Raw genomic sequence first — 20,172 nt, forward strand, 5'->3', positions numbered from 1 at the left:
GGAGAGCATGGGATTCCTAAGCAGACTGTTCGGTGGGAAGAAGGAAACCGAGGCTGAGGAAATTCAGATAGTCTCAAGGAAGCCGGTTGGAAAGTTCCATGTTGAGAAGGTCTTCCACATCATGGGGCGCGAAACCCTCGTGGGGACCGTGGAGAGAGGAGTAATCTACCCAGGCTACAAGGTGAAGGGAAAGAAAGCCGCAGTGATTTACAGGATAGAGAAAGGTAGAAAGGCTGTGGACTTTGTCGTCGACGGAGACAAGGCTGCACTTATTCTCGAGGGAAGTACTAAAGCGAAAGAGGGAGATACCCTTGAAGTCTATCAGTCGTGAGGTGAGGGAAATGATAATCCTCGATGACCACTTCCACGTTGATCCTTTCAAGGGGCTTTTCCTCGAGGCCGTCAAGCAGTTCCACAGAGCTGGCGGGACTCACCTGATGGTGGTCTACAAGACGGCCCACGACTACGGCTTCCCTGGAATGAGCGCAGAGGATTTCATCAAAGCCATGGACTTCCACATTGAGCTGGTTGAAAAAATAAACAGGGAAACCCCAGTGAAGGCCTTCGCCGTAGTTGGAGTCCATCCAGCAGAGTTCGTCTACCTTGCAGAGAAAAAGGGCCTCGAATATGCCAAGAACGAAGTGATGAAGGCCTTAGAATACGCCCAGAGGCTCTGCCTTGAGGGGAAAGCGGTAGCGATAGGCGAGATAGGCAGACCCCACTACGAGGTTCCGCCCGAGATCTGGGATGCGAGCATCGAGCTGATGAAGTACGGGATGAGCTTGGCCAAGGAAGCCGACTGCGCGGTCCAGCTCCACACGGAGAGCTTCGACGAGGCCAAGTTCCGCGAGCTGGGCGAGATAGTTAAGGAGGTCGGAATAAAGCCGTACAGGGTTGTCAAGCACTTCTCGCCGCCGCTGGTGAAGGTTGCCAAGGAAGTCGGTGTCTTTCCGAGCATAATCGCGAGCAAGAAGAACATTGCCGAGGCCATCAAGCAGGGCAACCGCTTCATGATGGAGACGGACTACATAGACGACAAACGCCGTCCCGGAGCCGTTTTAGGGCCGAAGACAGTACCGAAGAGGACAAAGGCCTTCCTCCAGAACGGCCTGTTCACGGAGGAGGACGTTTACAAAATCCACGTGGAAAATCCGGAGAAAGTTTACGGGGTAGAGATGGAGAGGCCTTAAAGTTCGGCCTTTCTCACAACCCTCACCCTTCCAGGCTCTCCAACCTCTCCCTCCACCTCGAAGATCTTGCCCAAAAACTGCTCCACGACCCAGACGTTCGTCACGAGGTGGTTCGTTATCTCGGCAACTTTTATCTCGCCTCCTGCGAAGGCCAGGAATGGTACCAGCTGGTCGCCAAGGAATCTATCAACCGCGGCCCTGCTCGTTAGCTGCTCCAGAAGCTCGTCCGCCGCTTCCCTGCCCACTGCTTCAGCAGGCTTTCCGCGCTTTCCGAGGGCGTCTCCACTGAGTCTCAAAACGTCCGTCTCGGCCCATACCACTATCCCACTACCCGGCCCGAGGGAACGCGAGACTTCTTCATATATATTAATAGGAACATCGTAAAACTCACTCAACCTCTCCCTAGCGGCCTTCGCCTGCCTACTCGCCACGTGCTCCGGGAGGTTGGTAGCGTGGCTGATGCCATCAAATAGCTCTATATGCCTCCACTCCAAAGCAACCAGCGGCTTTCTCTCCTCCCACGGCTCGACCCTGCCGACCACCAGTCCACCGCCTTTGGGATAGTGTCCCCTGCGCTTGATTTCAATCTCGGCTCTTAGTCCCATTTTTTCCAAGGCGAAAAGGGTAACGTGCCTGAGGTAGTCCACCGGCGGCGACCAGGGGACGTCGGTTCCGCCTGTTATCTCGAAGCTCCCGCCGATGAAAGCCATCGCCGGAAGTAAAGCCTGGAGAACGAGGGTTATACTGCCAGCGGTCTTTATCGGTACGCGGATGTGCCTCGGCCTAGCCCTGCCGGGGTAGAACTCGAGAACCGTCGAGCCGACCTGGGCCCCCTTAACCTTAGCGCTGCTCAGCTCCTTCAGAGCCAAGATGCCGTGCATGTGCTGGGGCCTTAAACCCGGGTTCGGCCTGTTTATCCTGATGTTGATTATCTTGACAGGCTTTCCAGTGAGGACAGATAAGGCCACGCTCGTCCTCAGTATCTGACCACCACCCTCGCCGTAGGAACCATCTATGACTATCATGCTCATGCTTTCTCACCATGACTAAATTCCCGGCTTGGGCTAAAAAGCTTCACCCAAAAGGCTTTTACAATTGAAAACCAAATTCACAACGGTGGAAGTATGGACGAGCTGGAGTTCTGCCTGAAGAGCCTGAGTTATCCCCTTGGGATGCTCCTTGAGAGGTTGGAAAGAAGAAACGGCAAAGTGGTAACTGTCTCAAAGGAAACACTCGCTCTCCCGGAAATCCCCTTCGTGGTGAAGTGCTACTTAACAGCCGTAGCGCTCTTCGAGAGCCTCGACATTGTCGATAAGAAGCGCCTGAGCGACGACTACAAGGCCATCGAGGAGTTCAGGCTCAAGATACTCCACTCGAAGCTTGGGGAGGGTGTTGCCGAATACCTCACCGACCCTGGGAGATACCTCCTGATCAGCGAGCACTTGGCGATAGACTGGCTCGAGTTTGAGAGGCGGGAGGAAAAGGTTAGACCATACCTCGAGCGGCTGAAGGAGCTCAGAAATGAAGTGAAAGAGCGTTCAGAGTTTCTCAAGAGGACAGACTTCTTAGAAGAGCTGGGCGTTGACGAGGGTCTGCTCTTAAGATATCTCGCTGAGGATGAGAAGTTCAAAGAGCTAATAAACGCCGCCCTAGGCAAACACAACCCAGAGTTCAAGGCCATGGTGGTTCGTTACTTCAAAGCTCTCCGAGGTTGAGTCTCACTGCGAGTCCCAGAGCATCTTTTTCGCTCAGCCCCTTCTTTTCCATCAGAGCCCTAACGAGCTTTGCGAGGGCTTCAACGTTCCTAAGGTTGAGCCTCTCGGGAGGATAGCTGAGGAAGTGTCGAGAATCGACATCGAAGCCAAGCCGTTGGGAAAGCTCCGCCGTGAACTCCTCAACGGTCAAGGGTGGAAGTCTTAGAACCACCGGGAAGTCGAGAGGTGCGTATTTTTTCAAATCTTTAGTCTCGACGATGAGGGGGTAATCCCTCTCTCCGCTCAGTAGTTCGACTACTCTCTCAACCGGCGGCTCCCTGAGGAGAAGTGCATTTTCCGGGAGGAACTCCGACAGCTCAACCCCACGGAGGTTCTCGACGATGGCATCTAGTCCAAGAGAAAGGGCCTCAAGCTCGTCCACAGGTCCCTCTATTTTGACCTTCCGGGATTCCTTGGTGGCAGTTTCAGAGGCTATCCTCTCGTAGAGGGTCTCGCTGACGAGGGTGAACTGATAGAGCCTCTCAATGTTCTCCAGGTAGAGGACGCCGTTCGAGAGTAGCTTAAGGCCGAGCCTCGCGAGGGCGGCGCTGAGCGAGCCTTCCGTCTTTGTCGTTATGGCCTTTCTCTCCCCGACTTCCTCGTGGCCGCGGCTGACGAGGCGGTAGTCCCCGGGAAAGAGCCCCCTAGCGTTGAAGAACTCTTCCAGGGTTTTCTTCGCTATCTCCTCGCTGACCGCGTAGACCTTGATGAACTCGACGTTCTCCCATCTGTCCACGCCTATTAAGACCACCGCATCATGCCTTTCCCGGGGAACTAAAACATCTTCCATACTCATCGCCAGGCCCTTCTCCTGATTCTATCCTCCAGAGGTTCTTCAAAGGCACTCGTCAGAGACATTCGTTAGAGACGCTCGCTAGAGACTCATGACCCCGAGCAGTTCACCCGTTTCAATGTTCACTATTCTGACTTCCCTCTTCCTCGTGTCCAGCAGTGCAACGCTCTTAATGCCGGTAATGTAACCGCAGACCTCACCGGGATTTATCAGTATCGTCCTGCCATCCTCCCTGATCTCGTAGCGGTGCGTGTGGCCAACGACTACAACGTCGTAGAGCCTGCTCCTCGCCAGGGCCCTCACTATCCTCTCGTCCGTACCGTGTGTGACCGCTATTTTCATACCATCAGCCTCGATTTCAAGTATCTCGTCGGCTATTCCCAGCACTTCGTGGAGGCCCTTTTTCTCGCCATCGTTGTTTCCGAAGACTCCCTTAAGCGGGGCTTTGAGCTTCTTGAGCTCCCTCACCACGAACGGCGCCACGTAGTCGCCAGCGTGAATCACCAGCTCGACGTTCTGCTCGTTGAAGAACTCCACAGCCTTCCTTACCGCCGGAAGGTTATCGTGGGTGTCGCTCATTATCCCTATCAGCATGCTCCCACCGGATTAATTTTGGGAGGCTGAGCTTATAGCCTTAACCCACCCACAGCCATAAGGTTAATAGACCCAAGGGAGTAGGATACATTCGAGAGGGTGATGTCATGTTCACAGGGAGGGCAATAATAGCCGTTAAAATCCTCCGCCCCTTCGGAGACTGGAACGCCGGCGATATAGTGCTCATCGAGGACTGGAAAGCGAAGGAGCTGTGGGAAGCAAGGGTAGTTGAGGTTGTTGATGAGACCGACAAGGTTATAGGCGAGATAGATAGGGCAATAGCCGAGGAGAGGGAGAACGAGCCCCTCATGCCCCTTCCGGCCGGCCTCTACGAGAGGGCGGAGTTCTACATATACTACCTCGAAAACTACGCGAAGATAGACGTTAATGAAAGCGTCGAAACTATCAACGTCAAACTGTCCCAGCTGGCTAATTTGAAGAAAAAATTGAAGTACCTAAAAACAATAAGATTTAACAAGATCCTCGAAACAGTCATGAGACGTCCAGGAAGTCTGGAGGTTCTCTCCCGTTTGGCGCCTGAAGAAAAGAGGATATACCTACAGCTTTCAAAGATACGCAATGAGTGGCTGGGTGATGCTAAATGGACAGGGAAGAGATGATTGAAAGATTCGCGAATTTTCTGCGCAATTACGTTGATAACAGCGGAAAGGAGGTTTACATAAACAAACTGATTGACCTGCTCACCATCACCCCAAAACGCTCACTTACGATAGACTGGGCTCATCTGAATTCTATTGATCCTGAACTCGCAGCCGAACTGATCGAAAATCCTGAGGAGGCAATTTTAGCTGCTGAAGATGCAATCCAAATAATCCTTCGCGAACCCCCGATTCTCAAAAAGAAAGAGCTCAAAATCCATGCAAGATTCACAAACCTCCCAAGGACGCTCCTCGTTAAAGAACTCGGCAGCGAGCACATAAACAGGCTCATACAGGTTGATGGAATTATCACGCGCGTGAGCGAGGTCAAGCCATTCGTTGAGAAGGCCGTCTTCGTCTGTAAGGACTGCGGCAACGAAATGGTAAGACTGCAAAGGCCCTACGACAACATAGTCAAGCCGAGCAAGTGTGACGCCTGTGGGTCAAGAAACGTTGAGCTCGACGTCGAGAAGAGCAGGTTCATCAACTTCCAGAGCTTCCGCCTTCAGGACAGGCCCGAGAGCCTCAAGGGTGGCCAGATGCCGAGGTTTATTGACGCAATCCTCCTAGATGACCTCGTTGATACCGCCCTGCCAGGCGACAGGGTTCTCGTCACAGGAATACTTCGCGTAATTCTCGAGCAGAAGGATAAGCGGCCGATATTCAAGAAGGTTCTCGAGGTCAACCACATCGAGCAGCTCAGTAAGGAGATAGAGGAGCTTGAGATTACTCCTGAAGACGAGCAGAAGATAAGGGAACTGGCAAAGAGAAAGGACATCGTTGATGCTATTGTCGATTCGATAGCCCCGGCAATCTGGGGACACAAGACCGTGAAGAAGGGCATAGCTTTGGCACTCTTCGGTGGCGTGCAGCGGGTTCTCCCTGACGGAACTAAGCTGAGAGGAGAGAGCCACGTTCTGCTGGTCGGAGATCCTGGTGTGGCCAAATCACAAATTCTCCGCTATGTTGCCAATTTGGCACCGAGAGCGATTTATACGAGTGGAAAAAGCAGCTCTGCCGCCGGTTTGACGGCCGCAGCCGTCCGCGACGAATTTACAGGTTCGTGGGTTCTGGAGGCTGGTGTTCTGGTTCTCGCCGATGGCGGATTTGCCCTAATTGACGAGTTCGACAAGATGAGCGACCGTGACAGGAGCGCTATACATGAGGCACTCGAGCAGCAGACAATCAGCATTTCAAAAGCGGGCATCACAGCGACACTTAACTCCAGAACAACGGTTATAGCCGCCGCCAATCCGAAGTATGGCAGATTTAACCGCCACAAGTCCCTTCCGGAGCAGCTCGACCTCCCGCCGACTCTGCTGAGCCGTTTCGACCTTATATTCCTCCTGCTGGACGAGCCGGACGAGAAGATAGACGCATCTATAGCCGAGCACATACTTAAGGTCAGGAGGGGAGAGGCCGAGGCGGTAACGCCCAAGATACCCTACGACCTGCTCAAGAAGTATATAGCCTACGCGAGGAAGAACATCCACCCGGTTTTGAGCAAAGAGGCGATGGACGAGATAAAGCGCTACTACGTCCGTATGAGGAAGGGCTTCAGAAAGAGCGGTGAGGACGAGGGAGTGCAGCCGATTCCAATTACTGCGAGGCAGCTGGAGGCACTCATACGTCTCAGCGAGGCCCATGCGAGAATGCGCCTGAGCGAGACCGTGACGAGGGAAGACGCCAGAGCGGCGATACAGATAATCGAGGAGATGATAAGAAAGATAGCGACCGACGAGGAGGGGACACTGGACGTTTCGATCCTCGAGGTCGGCAAGAGTTCCAAGAAGATAAACAAGATTGACAAGCTCATAGACATCATCAAGAGCCTTGAGAGTGAGGGTGAGTTCGGCGCACCGGAGGACAAGGTAGTAGAAGCGGCGAAGCAGGCTGGAATTGGAACGGAGAACGAAGTAAAGAAGCTCATCAACGACCTCAAGAGGGACGCGAGGATATACGAGCCGAGGGCCGGCTTCTACAGGGTGCTCTGATTTTCTCTATCTTCCCCACGCCAAAAGGTTATAAACGGCTCTGCATACCTTAAGTGGAGGTGAGGAAAGTGAGCGAGAAGAAGGTTGATTTTTACGATTTCGAAGGCTTACTCGATAAGGCTTACGAGGAGCTTCCAGAGAACGTTAAGCATCACATCTCGAGGTTTGAGGTTCCCGCCGCCATAGTCACGATAGCCGGAAACAGGACTATAATCGAGAACTTCATGGACATAGCCGAGGCCATGAACCGCGACCCGAACCATCTTCTCAAGTTCATCTTGAGAGAGGTGGCAACGGCCGGAACACTCGAGGGAAGAAGAGTTGTCCTCCAGGGACGCTTCACACCCTACCTGATAGCCAACAAAATGAAGAAGTACCTCAAGGACTACGTTATCTGCCCGGTCTGCGGCTCACCAGATACCAAGATCATCAAGAGAGGACGCTTCCACTTCCTCAAGTGCGAGGCCTGTGGTGCAGAAACTCCGATTGCACACCTCTGAATCCGTTCTACCTTTTTCTACTTTACTCCTTTTGCTGCTTTCAACATCTAAGCATTTTATCAACTCCTCAACGGGCAGTGGAGTAAAAACCCTTTTAAACTTTACAAACTACAACCACCAGACACTCTCAGCTGTTAGGGGGAGTTCTCATGAGCATGGAGGAAAAGGTTAACGAGCTGTACGAACGGAGAAAAAAGATTCTTGAAATGGGCGGCGAAAAGGCCGTCGAAAAGCAGCACGCTAAAGGCAAGCTCACAGCGCGCGAGAGGATCGAGAAGCTCCTCGACCCGGGAAGCTTCGTCGAGATCGGCATGTTCGTCAAGCACAGAGGAACAGAGTTCGGTCTCGACAAGAAGGAACTGCCCGCGGATGGTGTCATCACCGGCTATGGAACCATCGATGGAAGGCTTGTCTTCGTCTATGCCCAGGACTTCACCGTCATGGGAGGTTCCCTCGGCGAGATGCACGCTGCTAAGATAAAGCGCATAATGGAGCTCGCACTTGAAGCGGGAGCACCTGTAATAGGCCTCAACGATTCCGGCGGTGCAAGGATTCAGGAGGGTGTGGACTCCCTCAAGGGCTACGGTGAGATCTTCAAGATGAACACAATTCTCAGTGGTGTTGTGCCTCAGATCACCGCAATTATGGGTCCCTGTGCCGGAGGAGCGGTTTACAGTCCGGCGATAGGAGACTTCATCCTCATGGTGGACAACCCGTCGAGCTTCATGTTCATCACCGGCCCGCAGGTCGTTAAAGCTGTCACGGGCGTCGAGGTTACGCCTGTTCAGCTCGGTGGAGCCATGGTTCACGCCCAAAAGAGCGGACAGGCCCATCTCATAGGAAAGAGCGACGAAGAAGTTCTAGCGTTGATAAGGCGTCTCATGAGCTACCTGCCGTCAAACAACATGGAGAAGCCGCCGCGTGTTAAGACAAGCGATTTGCCATTCAGGAAGACCGAGAGCCTGTACTCCATAGTTCCGGACGACCCGAACAAGGGCTACGACGTCAGACAGGTCATCTACGAGATAGTTGACAGGGATGAGAACGGCAATCCGGACTTCCTGGAGATTCTGCCCTACTTCGCCCCAAACGCCGTCGTCGGCTTCGGAAGGATGAACGGCCAGACGGTTGGTATAGTTGCCAACAACCCCAACTACTTCGCAGGCGTTCTTGACATAGACAGCTCCGACAAGATAGCACGCTTTGTGAGAACCTGCGACGCCTTCAACATACCCATCGTCACGCTTGTCGACGTCCCCGGCTACCTGCCGGGCACCCAGCAGGAGTATGGTGGAATCATCAGGCACGGAGCCAAGGTCCTTTACGCCTACTCCGAGGCCACCGTCCCGATGGTGACCGTCATTCTCAGGAAGGCCTACGGTGGCGCTTACCTCGCAATGGGAAGCAAGCACCTCGGTGCAGACTTCGTCTTCGCCTGGCCGACCGCGGAGATAGCCGTTATGGGTCCGGAGGGAGCGGCCAATATCATCTTCAGGAAGGAGATTGCAGCGGCAGAGAACCCTGAGGAGGTCAGGCAGCAGAAGATACAGGAGTACAGGGACAGGTTTGCCAACCCGTACGTCGCTGCCGCGAGGGGATACATCGACGATGTCATAGACCCTGCCGAGACGAGGGCAAAGATAATCCTCGCCCTCGAGGCCATGGAGAGCAAGCGCGTCAAGCTCCCGCCGAAGAAGCACGGCAACATACCGCTGTGAGGTGTGAGACATGGTAACCATGGCCGAGTTCGTGGAGGGCCTCAACATAACCGCCCTCGGAGTGACGGTGGTCTTTGCCGTCCTCACCATTTTAGCTCTAGTCCTCTACTTCGTCGGCTGGCTCGAGAGGAGGCTCATAGATAGAGAAACTTCAGGAAAAGTCCCTATCCCGACGAAGGTCGAAGAAGTACCAAAAGTTGAGGAAGCGAAGCCGGAGATACCCCCGAGGGACCTGGCAGTTATTACCGCGGCTATTTTAGCATATACTGCCGAGAAGACAGCCCAGCTGAGGCCCTTACCCTTCAAGAGGAAGGTTTCTGACTCATGGCGCCTCTACGGCATCCAGACAACTATGGAAGATGTTGAGGACTTCAATTACGAGATAGGGAAGTGGTGAAGATGGCAAAGGTTAAGGTCATCGTTGACGGTGTTGAATACGAGGTTGAGGTTAAAGAGCTTGGAATGGGCCGTTTTAAAGTCTCCTTCGAGGACAAGAGCTACGAGGTCGAGGCAAAGGGGCTCGGAATAGACCTGAGCGCAATAAGCGAGCCGACAGCTACCCCAGCCAGCGTCAGCGCTCCTGCTGTTCCGAGTGCCCCCGTTCCGGTTTCAGCGCCTGCTGCTCCGACTCCGGCGCCAGCGCCAGCAGGTGAGGGGGTTGTGACTGCGCCAATGCCGGGTAAAATCCTTAGAATACTCGTTAAAGAAGGCGATCAAGTCAAAACTGGTCAAGGACTACTCATCCTCGAGGCAATGAAAATGGAAAACGAAATCCCAGCACCAAAAGACGGAATAATAAAGAAAATCCTCATCAAAGAAGGCCAAACCGTCGACACCGGACAACCACTAATCGAACTCGGGTGATGGAGAATGGCCGGACTGGAGCAGGCAATAATCGAATTCGTCGAGAGCATGGGACTTCTCCATCTAACTATTGGCAACGTAATAATGATACTCGTCGGTCTGATACTCGTCTATCTCGCCATCAGATATGAGATGGAGCCCCTGCTCCTCCTCCCGATAGGCATAAGTGCCGTCATCGTCAACCTGCCGCTCACAGGCATAACCGACGAACCACATGGACTGTTCTATCTTATCCACCACTACCTCATAAGCACAGAGATAGTGCCACTGCTGATATTCTTTGGACTAGGAGCGATGACCGACTTCGGGCCGATGATAGCAGACCCCAAGACGGCTCTGCTCGGCGCTGCCGCTCAGATAGGTGTCTTCGTTGCTATGCTGAGCGCGGTGCTGCTCGGCTTCACCCTGCCTGAGGCGGCTTCGATAGGTATCATCGGCGGTGCCGACGGACCGACGACCATATACCTCACCACCAAGCTGGCTCCACACCTTCTCGGAGCGACCGCCGTGGCGGCTTACTCTTACATGAGCCTCGTCCCGCTTATCCAGCCGCCTATCATCAAGGCCATGACCAGTAAAGAGGAAAGGAAAATCAGAATGGAGCAGCTCAGACCTGTCTCCAAGAGGGAGAAGATAATGTTCCCCATAATCACTGCTATCGTCATCAGCCTCCTCGTTCCAAGCGCCGGGCCGCTCATTGGAATGCTCATGATAGGCAACCTCTTCAGGGAGAGCGGCGTCGTTGAGAGGCTGAGCAAAGCTGCCCAGGAGGAGCTAATGAACATCGTCACCATCTTCCTCGGGCTTGGCGTCGGCTCAACGATGAGGGCTGAGACTTTCCTTACGGCGAAGACCCTTATGATACTTGGCCTTGGTGTCGTCGCCTTCGCCTCTGCAACCGCTGGAGGAGTGCTCCTCGGGAAGATTATGATGAAGCTTAGCGGCGGCAAGATAAACCCGATGATTGGAGCGGCTGGAGTTTCGGCAGTTCCAATGAGCGCCAGGGTTGTCCAGCGCTTGGCGAGTGAGGAAGACCCAGGGAACTTCATACTCATGCACGCAATGGGTCCGAACGTCGCTGGAGTTATAGGAACTGCCGTCGTCGCCGGAGTTCTTCTCTCAGTTCTAGGCTGACCTTTTCTTCAAATTTTTGATGAGCCTAATGAAAACCTTAAATAGGAGAAGGACGCTTTAACCTAAAGCGGTGGTGAAGAAAATGCGTGTAAAGACTTTGATGACCCCCGATCCAGTGGTCATAAAGCTCCCGGCCACGAGGGAGTATGCCCTTGACCTCTTCAGGAAACACAAAGTAAGGTCATTCCCCGTAGCAAACAGAGAAGGCAAGCTCGTTGGAATAATAAGTATCAAGCGTGTTATGCTCCATCCTGATGAGGAGCAACTGGCAATGCTCGTCAAAAGGGATGTTCCCACAGTGAAACCCAATGATGACCTTAAGAAGGCTGTCAGAGCTATGCTGGAGAGTGACTACAGGCGCGTAGTGGTAGTTGATGACGATGACCATGTTCTGGGCATACTGACAGTAGGGGACATCGTGAGGCGCTACCTGTCCAAGAACGAGAAGCTGAGGAGCGTTACGATAGAGAAATACTACCAGAAGAACGTCGGCGTTGTCTGGCGTGGAACGCCGCTCAAGGCCGCTTTGAAGGCCCTTCTCCTCTGCAACGCGATGGCTATCCCTGTCATAGACGACGGCGGCAACCTCGTCGGAATGGTCGACGAGACTGACCTCCTCAAAGACAGCGAAGTTGTAAGGGTTATGAAGAGCACAGCCCTGGCTGCCTCCAGCGAGGAGGACTGGATACTCGAGAGCCACCCAACTCTGCTCTTCGAGAAGGCCGAGCTGCAGCTCCCGGAGAAGCCAGTCGAGGATATAATGAATCCCGAAGTTATCATAGCCACACCACACATGAGTGTCTACGAGGTCGCCCAGAAGATGGTCCAGTACCACATCGAGCAGCTGCCCGTCATAAGAGGTGAAGGCGAGCTTGTCGGCATCGTCAGGGACATGGATATCATAAAGGTCATCCTAAACAAGTGAACTCTTCTTTTTCCCAACATTTTAGCGGGTGTTTCTATGGAGGTAAAGCTCTCTCTTTTCGGCTTCGGAAACGTCGGTAGGGCCGTAGCGAGGGTTCTTCTCGAAAAAGAGACCTTCTTCAAAGAGCGATACAGCCTGAGCTTTAAGGTGGTTAGCATAGCCGACACGAGCGGAACGGTGTGGCTCCCGGAGGGCATCGACCTGAGGGAAGCGCTCACCGTGAAGGAAACCTTCGGAAAGCTCTCGGCATGGACTAACGACTACGAGGTTTACAACTTCACACCAAAGGAGGCAGTTCAGGAGATAGACGCAGACATCGTTATCGACGTGACGAACGACAAGAACGCCTACGAGTGGCATCTAACTGCTTTGAGGGACGGAAAGGCTGTCGTTACGAGCAACAAGCCACCGCTGGCTTTCCACTACGCGGAACTGATGGAAGAGGCCGATAAAAGGAGCCTTCCCTATCTCTTCGAGGCGACTGTGATGGCAGGAACCCCGATAATAACGCTCCTCCGCCACGGGCTGAGAGGGGACACCGTGGAGAGAATTGAAGCCGTCCTCAACGCCACAACAACCTTCATCCTGAGCGAGATGGAGAAGGGGTTGGACTTTGATGATGCTTTGAAGAAGGCCCAAAAGTTGGGCATAGCGGAGCGCGACCCGAGCGGCGATATATTGGGCATCGACGCCGGCTATAAAGCGACCATCCTCCACTGCCTCGCCTTCGAGCCTATAACGTTTGATATGGCGAGTGTTAAGGGCATCGTCGAGGTAACGCCCGGAGAGATTGAGAGGGCAAAAGCGAAGGGCAAGACAATAAGGCTCGTCGCCACGGTTGAAGAGGGGAGGGTCGTTGTGGAGCCTAAAGAAATCCCGAAGAACAGTCCACTCGCAGTTGAAAGCCACGAAAACGCGGCAGTGATAAAAACTGACCTCCTCGGCGAGCTTGTGATTAAGGGTGCTGGCGCGGGGCTGAAGGAAACCGCCAGCGGAGTGGTGAGTGATATCGTTACGGCGGCGCTGATGATGCGCTGAACCACCCAAACCTTTTTTAGTCCTACCGGAAGCCTAACTCCGGTGAGCCCATGGAGCACGTGATAGCGCTCCACCAGGTCTACGGCGAGCTGATATTCAGAGGCCTAAAGACGGTGGAGCTGAGGAAGAGCAGGGCTTTTGGCGAGGGGGACATCGTTTTCCTCTACATAGCGCGCGGAAACCCCTACGAGCTGAGGGACACGCTAAGGAGGCTCGGCCTTCACGAGGAGCAGACGCTGACCAAGAGGGGAACCATCGCCGGTGGCTTCGAGGTTGGAGAAGTCATTAAGGCTGATCTTGAGACGCTCTGGGAGATGACGAAAGATACGAGCGGTTTAACCCTCGTTCACGGCGAGAACGGGAAGAAATGGCTTGGACAGTACATCAGGGACTACGGCTACGCCTTCACCATAGAAAGACCCTTCCTTTTCAAGGAGCCGATGAACAGGGAGGAGATGAAGGAGCGCTACGGAATCCACGTGGAGGGCATAATTCACCTGTCGAGAAAAACAAGGAAGCCCTGGGTAAGGGCTTTGATAGAAGACCTCCTCGCGAGGGAGGCAGTCTATCTTTAATCAGAGTCCTCCTTTTCTCTCGTCTCCTTCTCTGGATCAACGATGACGTATGGCCCAAGACTGAGGCTCTTGATTTCTTCCTGAGTTAAGAGCCTGCTCCTGACCTTCTCGCCTATCAGTGCACTGTTGCCGAGGGGATCCATGATTTTAACCGTGAGCGGCTTTTTGCCCTCTCTGACGTCCTCGATGTACTGGAGTATTTCATCAACCCTCTTGACGGCTTCCTCGTCGCCCTCCTGCTTCCTGAAGTCCCTGGCCATGAGGAGAGTCTCCCTGACCCTTTCAAGCACTCCCTCGACGTTGCTGACAAAGCCTTCCGCGGCCGGGCCGGGCTCTATCTTAACTCCTATCTCGTCGAGCTCTATGGTTCCGCTCTTGCTCCTGACGACGCGCGTGAAGAGATCCTTCTCCTCCTCCACCTTCATCGTGTAGAGCTTCGGCGGCCTGTCTTCGAGTATCATGACGTCGGCGTTTCTATAGCCGCAGCGCTCGCAGATTATCGTGGACTCCATGACCTTGCCGAAGTAAGGTATCTCGTGAACGTACTGCAGAGCCTTGAGCGTGCCTTTGCCGCCGCAGATAGGACAGTCACCGAGGCGAATCTCCTGAATCTCTCCCTCTCTCTCACTCATCTCACACCACCGAAGAATAGAACCCCTAAGCCCTTTATAAAATCATGGTATGGGAAAAAGAAAACCCCGTCACTTGGCTATCTTTATGTCCACAGGGGTTAAAATCAGCTTTATTTCGTGCTTGCAGATTTTAGCGGCCTGGCCGCCGAGGGCACTCACCATGCCCTTTATTTGCTCCGCGACCTTCTCAAGAACCTCCGGCTTGACCTCGAGCGGGGTGAGGTCGACTAAAACGATGTTGCCGTTCTGGAGCTCCTCTGAAATCCTCTCGAGGTCGGCGTAGCTGGTGACGACGATCTTCTTGAGGTACCTGACCTGGGGCTTGACTAGCTCCTTAGCAAGAACATCCTCCTCAAGGGGTACGACATCAATGTCACGCCTTGGAGCAGCAACCTCCTTCTTAATAGCAGTGGGTGGCTTCCTCTTGATCTTTTCGTCCTTCTTTTTGAGGCTATCAAACAATCCCATAACCTGTTCCCCCCAGTTAATCGTAAGGCTGGATTAATTTGGGCATTGGTGTTTATATCTCTTTCTGAAATTTAGGAGGCCCTTCTTCCTTCCGCAACCTGAGGAGACCAAAAACGCTCAGGAGGAATGTGGCGAGAGCAAAGACCAGAGGGACGTAGGTGTAAACGTCCCACCCCCAGTTAAAGAAGGCGTTGTAGACCAGCCACACGGCCATGCCGAGTGCCCAGAGGGCGAGCGTGAGGAAGAGTTCCTTTTTCGAGCCACCCCTGAGGGCGAGCCTGAAGAACTGGATAATGAAGAGTAGAAACACGACGACCGCTATGCCGTTAACCAAAAGGGACCCCTCCACAAACACCACCGGAGAGTATGAAAACAAAAAGTAGAGGTTCACTCGGCCCCAACGGCCTCGAGAACCTTCTCCCTTATCTCTGCAGCTTTCTTGAGGGCAAGGTCTATGGCGTACATGACCTCTTCGAGCTTAAAGCTTCCGCCCTCACTCTTCTGGACGGATGATATCATGCCGTTCTCGTCGGTGGTGATGGTTATCCTGCCGTCCATGACGCGCTCCTCGTCGAGGTTAGGGTCAACGAGCAGGTTTCCGCCGATCTTGGCTATTGTAACCGGAATCGGCATCTTGCTCACTGGCAGGGGCTCGTACTCGTCGAGTATCTGCACCTCGCCGCTCTCCTCGTCGTAGACCACCTTCGGCATCTTGGCGCTCATGAGCGCGGCGATAGCGCCTATTCCGCTGGCGTCGAGCAGGTTACCGTCGTGGTCAAGGACGTGCACATCAATGAAGACGACGCGGACGAGCTTGCCGGGAACTATGACGAGCTTCTCCAGCTCAACCGCTCCGCTCTCCCTTATACCCCTGTCAACAACACGCGCAAGCTCGATGGCCCTCTCGTCCGGTGGTCCAGGCTCGAAGCTCGGTGAAGCGAGTGGGACGAGCTCGACGTTGGTGGTTATTACTCCCTTCTCTGGAAGGTCAGGGAACGGCTCACCCATGTCAATCTTGATTCCAACTAGAACCTGGGTGTTTCCGAGCTTTACCCACGCTGAGCCCTCGGCCTTCTCGATGACGTTGATCTTGATCTCCAGATCGCGGTAGTCCTCCAGCGAGCGACCGTCAACGCGCTTGCCCTCTTTGAGGAGAGCGAGGATGTGGTCGCGCATTATGCTGGCCATAACTTCCATCTCACTCACCTCCACCGACCTCCTCTGCTATTTTGAGATACTTCTCCTTCAGCGCCTCGCGCTGCTTCTGGTAGACGGCCTTTGCACCCTTTATGGCGAGCCTCACAGCCTCTATGAACTCGTCTCTTGTGAGGTAACCGTCCATCTGGAGGAGTGTAATGTCGTTCTTGAGAGGCATTATGGCAACTGGAACGTCCGCCTCGCCGTAGTTGTCTTCCTCTTTATTGAGGTCGAGAACAATTTCGCCCTCTATCTTTCCGGCAGCGCATGCAGCTACAAGGTCCCTCATGGGTATTCCGGCATCTGCCAGGGCGAGCGAAGCGGCGGTAATTCCTGCAACCCTCGTTCCAGCGTCAGCCTGGAGAACCTCAATGAATATGTCTATAGCGGTCCTCGGGAACATCTCGAGTATCAGGGCCGGCTCAAGCGCGCCCCTGATGACCTTACTTATCTCGACGCTCCTCCTGTCAGGACCGGGTTTCTTCCTCTCCTCCACACTGAAAGGTGCCATGTTGTAGCGGACGCGGAGGATTGCCCTGTCAGGCCTCTGGAGGTGCTTGGGATGAATCTCCCTCGGACCGTAGACGGCAGCCAAAATCTTGTTCTTACCCCACTCAACGTAGGCAGAACCGTCGGCGTTCTTCAGCACGCCGACCTCCATCTTAATCGGTCTGAGTTCATACTTCTTTCTGCCGTCTATTCTTCTTCCGTTCTCATCTATGAGCTTTAAATCCTCTGGCTTGCCCATCATTCTCCTTCACCCTCTCCAGCGGTTGGCTCTTCAATCTGGGGTATCTCCTCAATAACTCCCTGCTCCTTGAGCTCCTGGAGCCTGCTCATAAGGAGCTCCTTTACCCTGTCTGTGAGTCCCTGTGTGTGACTCTCCCTGTCAACTTTGAGAATAGCTTCGATAGCGAGTTTCTCAAGCTCCTCCTTCTTTCCGCTGACCCAGACCCAGCCATTCTGGCCAACGATTATCCTCGTGCCGGTTAGCTTCTTGATTAGGTTTATCATCGAACCGCCCTTTCCTATGAGTCTGGGCACTTTGGAGGGCGTTATCTTTACTATCTGACCTCCCCTGAGCGGCCCGCCCTTGAATGGCATTCCCTTGGTGGTTAGGTCTATCTGGTTGATCTCGTTGTAGGCCTTTATCTTGGCATAGATTATGTCGCCTATGTCGAATATCTTCCTCAAGTCCGTCTTTAGGATGTCAATGCGTTCCTCAACAGCGTCCTGAATGCGCAGATTCGCCTGATAAGGCGCGCCGATGTCAACCGTCCAGTTGGAGAACTTGACGTCCACTATCTTTCCTATGACGTTATCGCCGACCTCTGGTATGTAGGGACCCTCAAGGGGGATAACCCTTATAGCGTCTCCCCTGATCTCTACGAGTCCTACAACTGTCGAGTAAATTCTGTTCCCTTCCCTGAAGGTACCTCTTCCACTCTTAAAAGGCCCCTGGGCGAGTAAAGTCCCAGGGACAACCAGTTCCCGATTTTTTACAAAAATCCGCCTCATAGTCCCTTCCTCTCTATCAGTTTAGTTATCGCATTGCCCTTCGTGAGGGCGTTAAGCTTCTCATAAAACTCCTCCTCGACACCGCCGGGTATCTCGATGATGAACATCCACGAGCCGTCGCTGGCCCACTCCTCGCGCTTTATGTTGCCAAACTTCCTGACCTCACCGTAGGCCCTGCCCACGTAGTCACCGGGTATCTTAACTGCGATGACCTTCATCTCCATCTTGAGCGGCAGTATGGGCCTTATCGCCTTAATGATGCCTGGAAGCTGAGCCTCAGCATCCTTGAAGAGGTCAACGTGGACACCTGCCTCCTCCATCGCCCTGAGGATTCTGTCAACCGGATGAGGGTAGCCAGTTCTTGGATCAACCGCATGCCTGTGAATGATTGTGGCAATATAGCGCCTCTTCTCCTCGAGCATCTGCCTCCTCTGCTCGGCGGTAAGCTGGACGTCTCCCTTGCGAAGGATTATCTTAGCGACCTCGTAGGGGTCACTTGTGCCGAATATCTTCTCCATCTCGTGCTCGCTAGCTTTATCGCCCTTGTGGGCGTCCTTAAAAACGTAGGGGGCGGCAAGAATCTCCTCTATCGGGACGTCCTTGCCCTCCTTGAAGTCTCTGGCTAGATAAGGGTCAACTAGTATCTCAAAGGTCTCGCCATGGGTCTTAAGACGGGCGATGACTGCCTTATCGACGCTTATCGGCATCGCCCGTCACCTCAGTAGTTGCTGTCGAGCTCTGAATAATCCTCTTCCTTCTCCTCGACTTCCTCCTCCTTGATCTCCTCGAGGATCTCGCCGAGATACTTAGCGACCTCTTCTTTGTCCATTTTCTTCCAGCGCTTGTCCTTCATGGTTATGTACGCCACCTCTATGCTCTCCGGGTTCGGCTCCTCGAGGGTCTTTGCCAGGGCGAGGATAGCCAGCTTTATCGCGCCCTCCATGTCAAGGTCGTCGCTATAGTGTTCTTCGAAGATTGCCATGGCAGTGTTCCTGCCGCTGCCTATCGCCACTGCTCTCCACTCAAAGTACGCTCCACTCGGGTCGGTTTCGTAGAGCTCGGGCTTATCGTTGACACCTGCCATGAGCAGGGCCGCACCAAAGGGCCTCACACCGCCGTACTGGGTGTGGGCCTGCTTGAGGTCACAGATCTTCTTCACCAGAACGGTGAGTGGAACGGGTTCTCCGTAGGTTAGACGATACACCTGGGCTTCCAGGCGGGCCCTGTCAACGAGAACACGGGCATCGGCAATTATACCGCTTGGAGCAGCAGCTATGTGGTCGTCTATCTGGAATATCTTCTCGTAGCTGCTCGGCTCGATGAGCTTGCTGGTTATCCTCTTCTCGACGGCGAGAACAACTCCTTCCTTCCACTTAACCCCTACAGCGGTAGCACCACGCTTCACTGCCTCCCTCGCGTAGTTCACCTGGAAAAGCCTTCCATCAGGGCTGAAAACCGTAATAGCCCTATCATAACCTGCCTGTGGTGGCACAAACGCCATTTTACATCACCCCTATGGATTATCGCGATATCTCCTACTCTCTTTGGGATAATTCTCGGACGGCCTAATTAAGCTTTTCTATTTTTCCTCCAAACGCCAACAGGGCCATCTTTCTGGCGGTTCTCTTTGCCATCTCCAGCGGCAGGAAAGCGAAGAGGAATATCACAACCGCCAGGACAAGGGAGGCGCTCCTGCCAAGGGGCTGGAATATCATGAGCGCGAAAGCGACTAGCATCATGACCAATCCTAAGGCCAAAAACCTCTGGTACGTTCTCTTTAGGATTTCCATAGTTTCCTCCATCTCACCACCGAGGGGTTTTTATTGCAAAGCAGTTTTAAGCCTTTGGTGTTGAGCATGAACTGTCCGTTCTGCAATCCAAGCGCTGAAGTCATCCTCTATGAAGACGAGCTGATCAGGATACTTATCGACTCATATCCAGCGAGCAGAGGCCACCTCCTTGTCGTTCCAAAGAGGCACGTTGAGCGCTGGGAAGAACTGACGGAAGAAGAAAAGACCGCACTGGTCAACGGTATAGACCTTGCGATGGAAGGGCTGAAGAAGGCGCTCAAGCCTGATGCATTCAACATCGGGATGAACCTTGGGAAGGCAGCAGGACAGACGGTTCCCCACCTTCACATGCACGTGATTCCAAGATGGGAGGGCGACTGCAGGCACCCGCGTGGCGGCGTCAGAAAGGCGGTCCTCGATCTGGAAGATGAGAACTTAAACTTAAGAGAGCGGTGGGAGAAGAACAGACTGAATAGGGAGGAGATGGAGGGTCTGAGGAAAGCGTTCAAGCTTTAACAGGATACTTCTCTTCGTTCTTCCTCAGCTTTCTTTTGACTGCCTCGTCGAGGTCTATTCCAAGCTCGTGGGCGAGGAGTGTAAGGTAGATTATGACATCCGCAATCTCGTCGGCTATCGCTTCCCTTTTGGTTGGGTTCTCGGCGAGTTCAAGAATCTCCTCGTCGGTCCCCCACTGGAAGTGCTCCAAAAGTTCGCCGAGCTCAACCGCTGCCGAGATGGCGAGGTTTTTGGGCGTGTGATACTTCGCCCAGCCTCGTGCATCACGGAAGGCCACAACCTTTCTCTCCAGCTCTCCGAAGTCCATGAAACC

The 20,172-nt window shown here is 53.6% G+C and carries 27 protein-coding genes; 14 read left to right on the forward strand and 13 right to left on the reverse strand.

Annotated features, from left to right (window positions below; all coding sequences use genetic code 11):
* Window positions 1-7 precede the first annotated feature (7 nt).
* On the forward strand, window positions 8-331 hold the full coding sequence (gene pbp11 / locus E3E32_RS05895) for a tRNA-binding protein Pbp11 (RefSeq protein ID WP_167730779.1): 324 nt from the start codon (window positions 8-10) through the stop codon (window positions 329-331).
* 10 nt (window positions 332-341) lie between these two features.
* Complete coding sequence (locus tag E3E32_RS05900; protein ID WP_167730780.1) at window positions 342-1,190, forward strand: TatD family hydrolase; 849 nt, start codon at window positions 342-344, stop codon at window positions 1,188-1,190.
* Here the strand turns inward: E3E32_RS05900 and rtcA are convergent.
* Window positions 1,187-2,221 (reverse strand): RNA 3'-terminal phosphate cyclase, encoded by a 1,035-nt coding sequence (rtcA, locus tag E3E32_RS05905; protein WP_167730781.1) that lies wholly within the window; start codon window positions 2,219-2,221, stop codon window positions 1,187-1,189. The genes E3E32_RS05900 and rtcA overlap by 4 nt on opposite strands.
* A 93-nt stretch (window positions 2,222-2,314) precedes the next feature.
* Between rtcA and E3E32_RS05910 the strand changes: the two genes are divergently transcribed.
* The gene (locus E3E32_RS05910; protein WP_167730782.1) at window positions 2,315-2,905 is read left to right on the forward strand and encodes a hypothetical protein; all 591 of its coding nucleotides are present in this window, start codon (window positions 2,315-2,317) and stop codon (window positions 2,903-2,905) included.
* On the opposite strand, the gene E3E32_RS05915 is transcribed toward E3E32_RS05910, so the two are convergent.
* Both E3E32_RS05915 and E3E32_RS05920 read right to left on the reverse strand, forming a co-directional pair.
* Complete coding sequence (locus E3E32_RS05915; protein ID WP_167730783.1) at window positions 2,886-3,740, reverse strand: hypothetical protein; 855 nt, start codon at window positions 3,738-3,740, stop codon at window positions 2,886-2,888. The two genes, E3E32_RS05910 and E3E32_RS05915, sit on opposite strands and share 20 nt — an antisense overlap.
* Window positions 3,741-3,818: 78 nt before the next feature.
* Complete coding sequence (locus tag E3E32_RS05920) at window positions 3,819-4,331, reverse strand: metallophosphoesterase (RefSeq protein WP_167730784.1); 513 nt, start codon at window positions 4,329-4,331, stop codon at window positions 3,819-3,821.
* Window positions 4,332-4,438: 107 nt separating this feature from the next.
* On the opposite strand from E3E32_RS05920, the gene E3E32_RS05925 reads away from it, so the two are divergent.
* The 10 genes from E3E32_RS05925 to E3E32_RS05970 all read left to right on the forward strand — a co-directional run bounded on the left by E3E32_RS05925 (window position 4,439) and on the right by E3E32_RS05970 (window position 13,738).
* On the forward strand, window positions 4,439-4,951 hold the full coding sequence (locus E3E32_RS05925; RefSeq protein WP_167730785.1) for a DNA replication complex GINS family protein: 513 nt from the start codon (window positions 4,439-4,441) through the stop codon (window positions 4,949-4,951).
* Complete coding sequence (gene mcm, locus E3E32_RS05930) at window positions 4,933-6,984, forward strand: minichromosome maintenance protein MCM (RefSeq protein WP_167730786.1); 2,052 nt, start codon at window positions 4,933-4,935, stop codon at window positions 6,982-6,984. The genes E3E32_RS05925 and mcm overlap by 19 nt, the downstream gene beginning before the upstream one ends.
* 68 nt (window positions 6,985-7,052) lie before the next feature.
* Window positions 7,053-7,484 carry a translation initiation factor IF-2 subunit beta gene (locus E3E32_RS05935; RefSeq protein WP_167731017.1) on the forward strand — a complete coding sequence of 144 codons (432 nt, stop codon included), beginning with the start codon at window positions 7,053-7,055 and terminating at the stop codon, window positions 7,482-7,484.
* Window positions 7,485-7,633: 149 nt separating this feature from the next.
* Window positions 7,634-9,202 carry a carboxyl transferase domain-containing protein gene (locus E3E32_RS05940; protein WP_167711004.1) on the forward strand — a complete coding sequence of 523 codons (1,569 nt, stop codon included), beginning with the start codon at window positions 7,634-7,636 and terminating at the stop codon, window positions 9,200-9,202.
* Between the two features lie 10 nt (window positions 9,203-9,212).
* The gene (locus tag E3E32_RS05945) at window positions 9,213-9,599 is read left to right on the forward strand and encodes an OadG family protein (protein ID WP_167730787.1); all 387 of its coding nucleotides are present in this window, start codon (window positions 9,213-9,215) and stop codon (window positions 9,597-9,599) included.
* Between the two features lie 2 nt (window positions 9,600-9,601).
* Entirely contained in the window at window positions 9,602-10,066 is a 465-nt protein-coding gene (locus E3E32_RS05950; protein WP_167731018.1) for an acetyl-CoA carboxylase biotin carboxyl carrier protein subunit, read from the forward strand.
* A gap of 6 nt (window positions 10,067-10,072) precedes the next feature.
* Window positions 10,073-11,200 (forward strand): sodium ion-translocating decarboxylase subunit beta, encoded by a 1,128-nt coding sequence (locus E3E32_RS05955; RefSeq protein WP_167730788.1) that lies wholly within the window; start codon window positions 10,073-10,075, stop codon window positions 11,198-11,200.
* A gap of 82 nt (window positions 11,201-11,282) precedes the next feature.
* Window positions 11,283-12,125, forward strand: coding sequence for a CBS domain-containing protein (locus tag E3E32_RS05960; RefSeq protein WP_167731019.1), 843 nt, complete (start codon window positions 11,283-11,285; stop codon window positions 12,123-12,125).
* A gap of 36 nt (window positions 12,126-12,161) precedes the next feature.
* Entirely contained in the window at window positions 12,162-13,163 is a 1,002-nt protein-coding gene (locus tag E3E32_RS05965) for a homoserine dehydrogenase (protein ID WP_167730789.1), read from the forward strand.
* A gap of 50 nt (window positions 13,164-13,213) precedes the next feature.
* Window positions 13,214-13,738, forward strand: a complete 525-nt coding sequence (locus tag E3E32_RS05970; RefSeq protein ID WP_167730790.1) for an ASCH domain-containing protein — start codon at window positions 13,214-13,216, stop codon at window positions 13,736-13,738.
* On the opposite strand, the gene E3E32_RS05975 is transcribed toward E3E32_RS05970, so the two are convergent.
* The 9 genes from E3E32_RS05975 to E3E32_RS06015 form a co-directional block, all read right to left on the reverse strand.
* Window positions 13,735-14,370, reverse strand: a complete 636-nt coding sequence (locus E3E32_RS05975) for a ZPR1 zinc finger domain-containing protein (protein WP_167730791.1) — start codon at window positions 14,368-14,370, stop codon at window positions 13,735-13,737. The two genes, E3E32_RS05970 and E3E32_RS05975, sit on opposite strands and share 4 nt — an antisense overlap.
* Window positions 14,371-14,439: 69 nt before the next feature.
* Complete coding sequence (locus tag E3E32_RS05980; protein WP_012570990.1) at window positions 14,440-14,838, reverse strand: cell division protein SepF; 399 nt, start codon at window positions 14,836-14,838, stop codon at window positions 14,440-14,442.
* Between the two features lie 52 nt (window positions 14,839-14,890).
* On the reverse strand, window positions 14,891-15,187 hold the full coding sequence (locus tag E3E32_RS05985; protein ID WP_167730792.1) for a hypothetical protein: 297 nt from the start codon (window positions 15,185-15,187) through the stop codon (window positions 14,891-14,893).
* Between the two features lie 38 nt (window positions 15,188-15,225).
* Complete coding sequence (rrp42, locus tag E3E32_RS05990; RefSeq protein WP_167730793.1) at window positions 15,226-16,035, reverse strand: exosome complex protein Rrp42; 810 nt, start codon at window positions 16,033-16,035, stop codon at window positions 15,226-15,228.
* A gap of 1 nt (window position 16,036) precedes the next feature.
* Window positions 16,037-16,786 carry an exosome complex exonuclease Rrp41 gene (gene rrp41 / locus E3E32_RS05995; RefSeq protein ID WP_012570987.1) on the reverse strand — a complete coding sequence of 250 codons (750 nt, stop codon included), beginning with the start codon at window positions 16,784-16,786 and terminating at the stop codon, window positions 16,037-16,039.
* On the reverse strand, window positions 16,783-17,553 hold the full coding sequence (rrp4, locus tag E3E32_RS06000) for an exosome complex RNA-binding protein Rrp4 (protein ID WP_167730794.1): 771 nt from the start codon (window positions 17,551-17,553) through the stop codon (window positions 16,783-16,785). Before rrp4 ends, rrp41 begins: the two co-directional genes overlap by 4 nt.
* Entirely contained in the window at window positions 17,550-18,260 is a 711-nt protein-coding gene (locus E3E32_RS06005) for a ribosome assembly factor SBDS (RefSeq protein WP_167730795.1), read from the reverse strand. Before E3E32_RS06005 ends, rrp4 begins: the two co-directional genes overlap by 4 nt.
* 11 nt (window positions 18,261-18,271) lie before the next feature.
* Window positions 18,272-19,054 carry an archaeal proteasome endopeptidase complex subunit alpha gene (psmA, locus tag E3E32_RS06010; RefSeq protein ID WP_167730796.1) on the reverse strand — a complete coding sequence of 261 codons (783 nt, stop codon included), beginning with the start codon at window positions 19,052-19,054 and terminating at the stop codon, window positions 18,272-18,274.
* Between the two features lie 64 nt (window positions 19,055-19,118).
* Complete coding sequence (locus tag E3E32_RS06015) at window positions 19,119-19,355, reverse strand: hypothetical protein (protein WP_167730797.1); 237 nt, start codon at window positions 19,353-19,355, stop codon at window positions 19,119-19,121.
* Between the two features lie 54 nt (window positions 19,356-19,409).
* On the opposite strand from E3E32_RS06015, the gene E3E32_RS06020 reads away from it, so the two are divergent.
* Entirely contained in the window at window positions 19,410-19,859 is a 450-nt protein-coding gene (locus E3E32_RS06020; protein WP_167730798.1) for an HIT family protein, read from the forward strand.
* Here E3E32_RS06020 and E3E32_RS06025 read toward each other — a convergent pair.
* Window positions 19,849-20,166: a nucleotide pyrophosphohydrolase gene (locus E3E32_RS06025; RefSeq protein WP_167730799.1), complete on the reverse strand. Its 318-nt coding sequence runs from the start codon at window positions 20,164-20,166 to the stop codon at window positions 19,849-19,851. The genes E3E32_RS06020 and E3E32_RS06025 overlap by 11 nt on opposite strands.
* Window positions 20,167-20,172: the final 6 nt, after the last annotated feature.

This window comes from Thermococcus sp. GR6 (assembly GCF_012027415.1).
GTDB classification, from domain to species: Archaea; Methanobacteriota_B; Thermococci; order Thermococcales; family Thermococcaceae; genus Thermococcus; species Thermococcus onnurineus.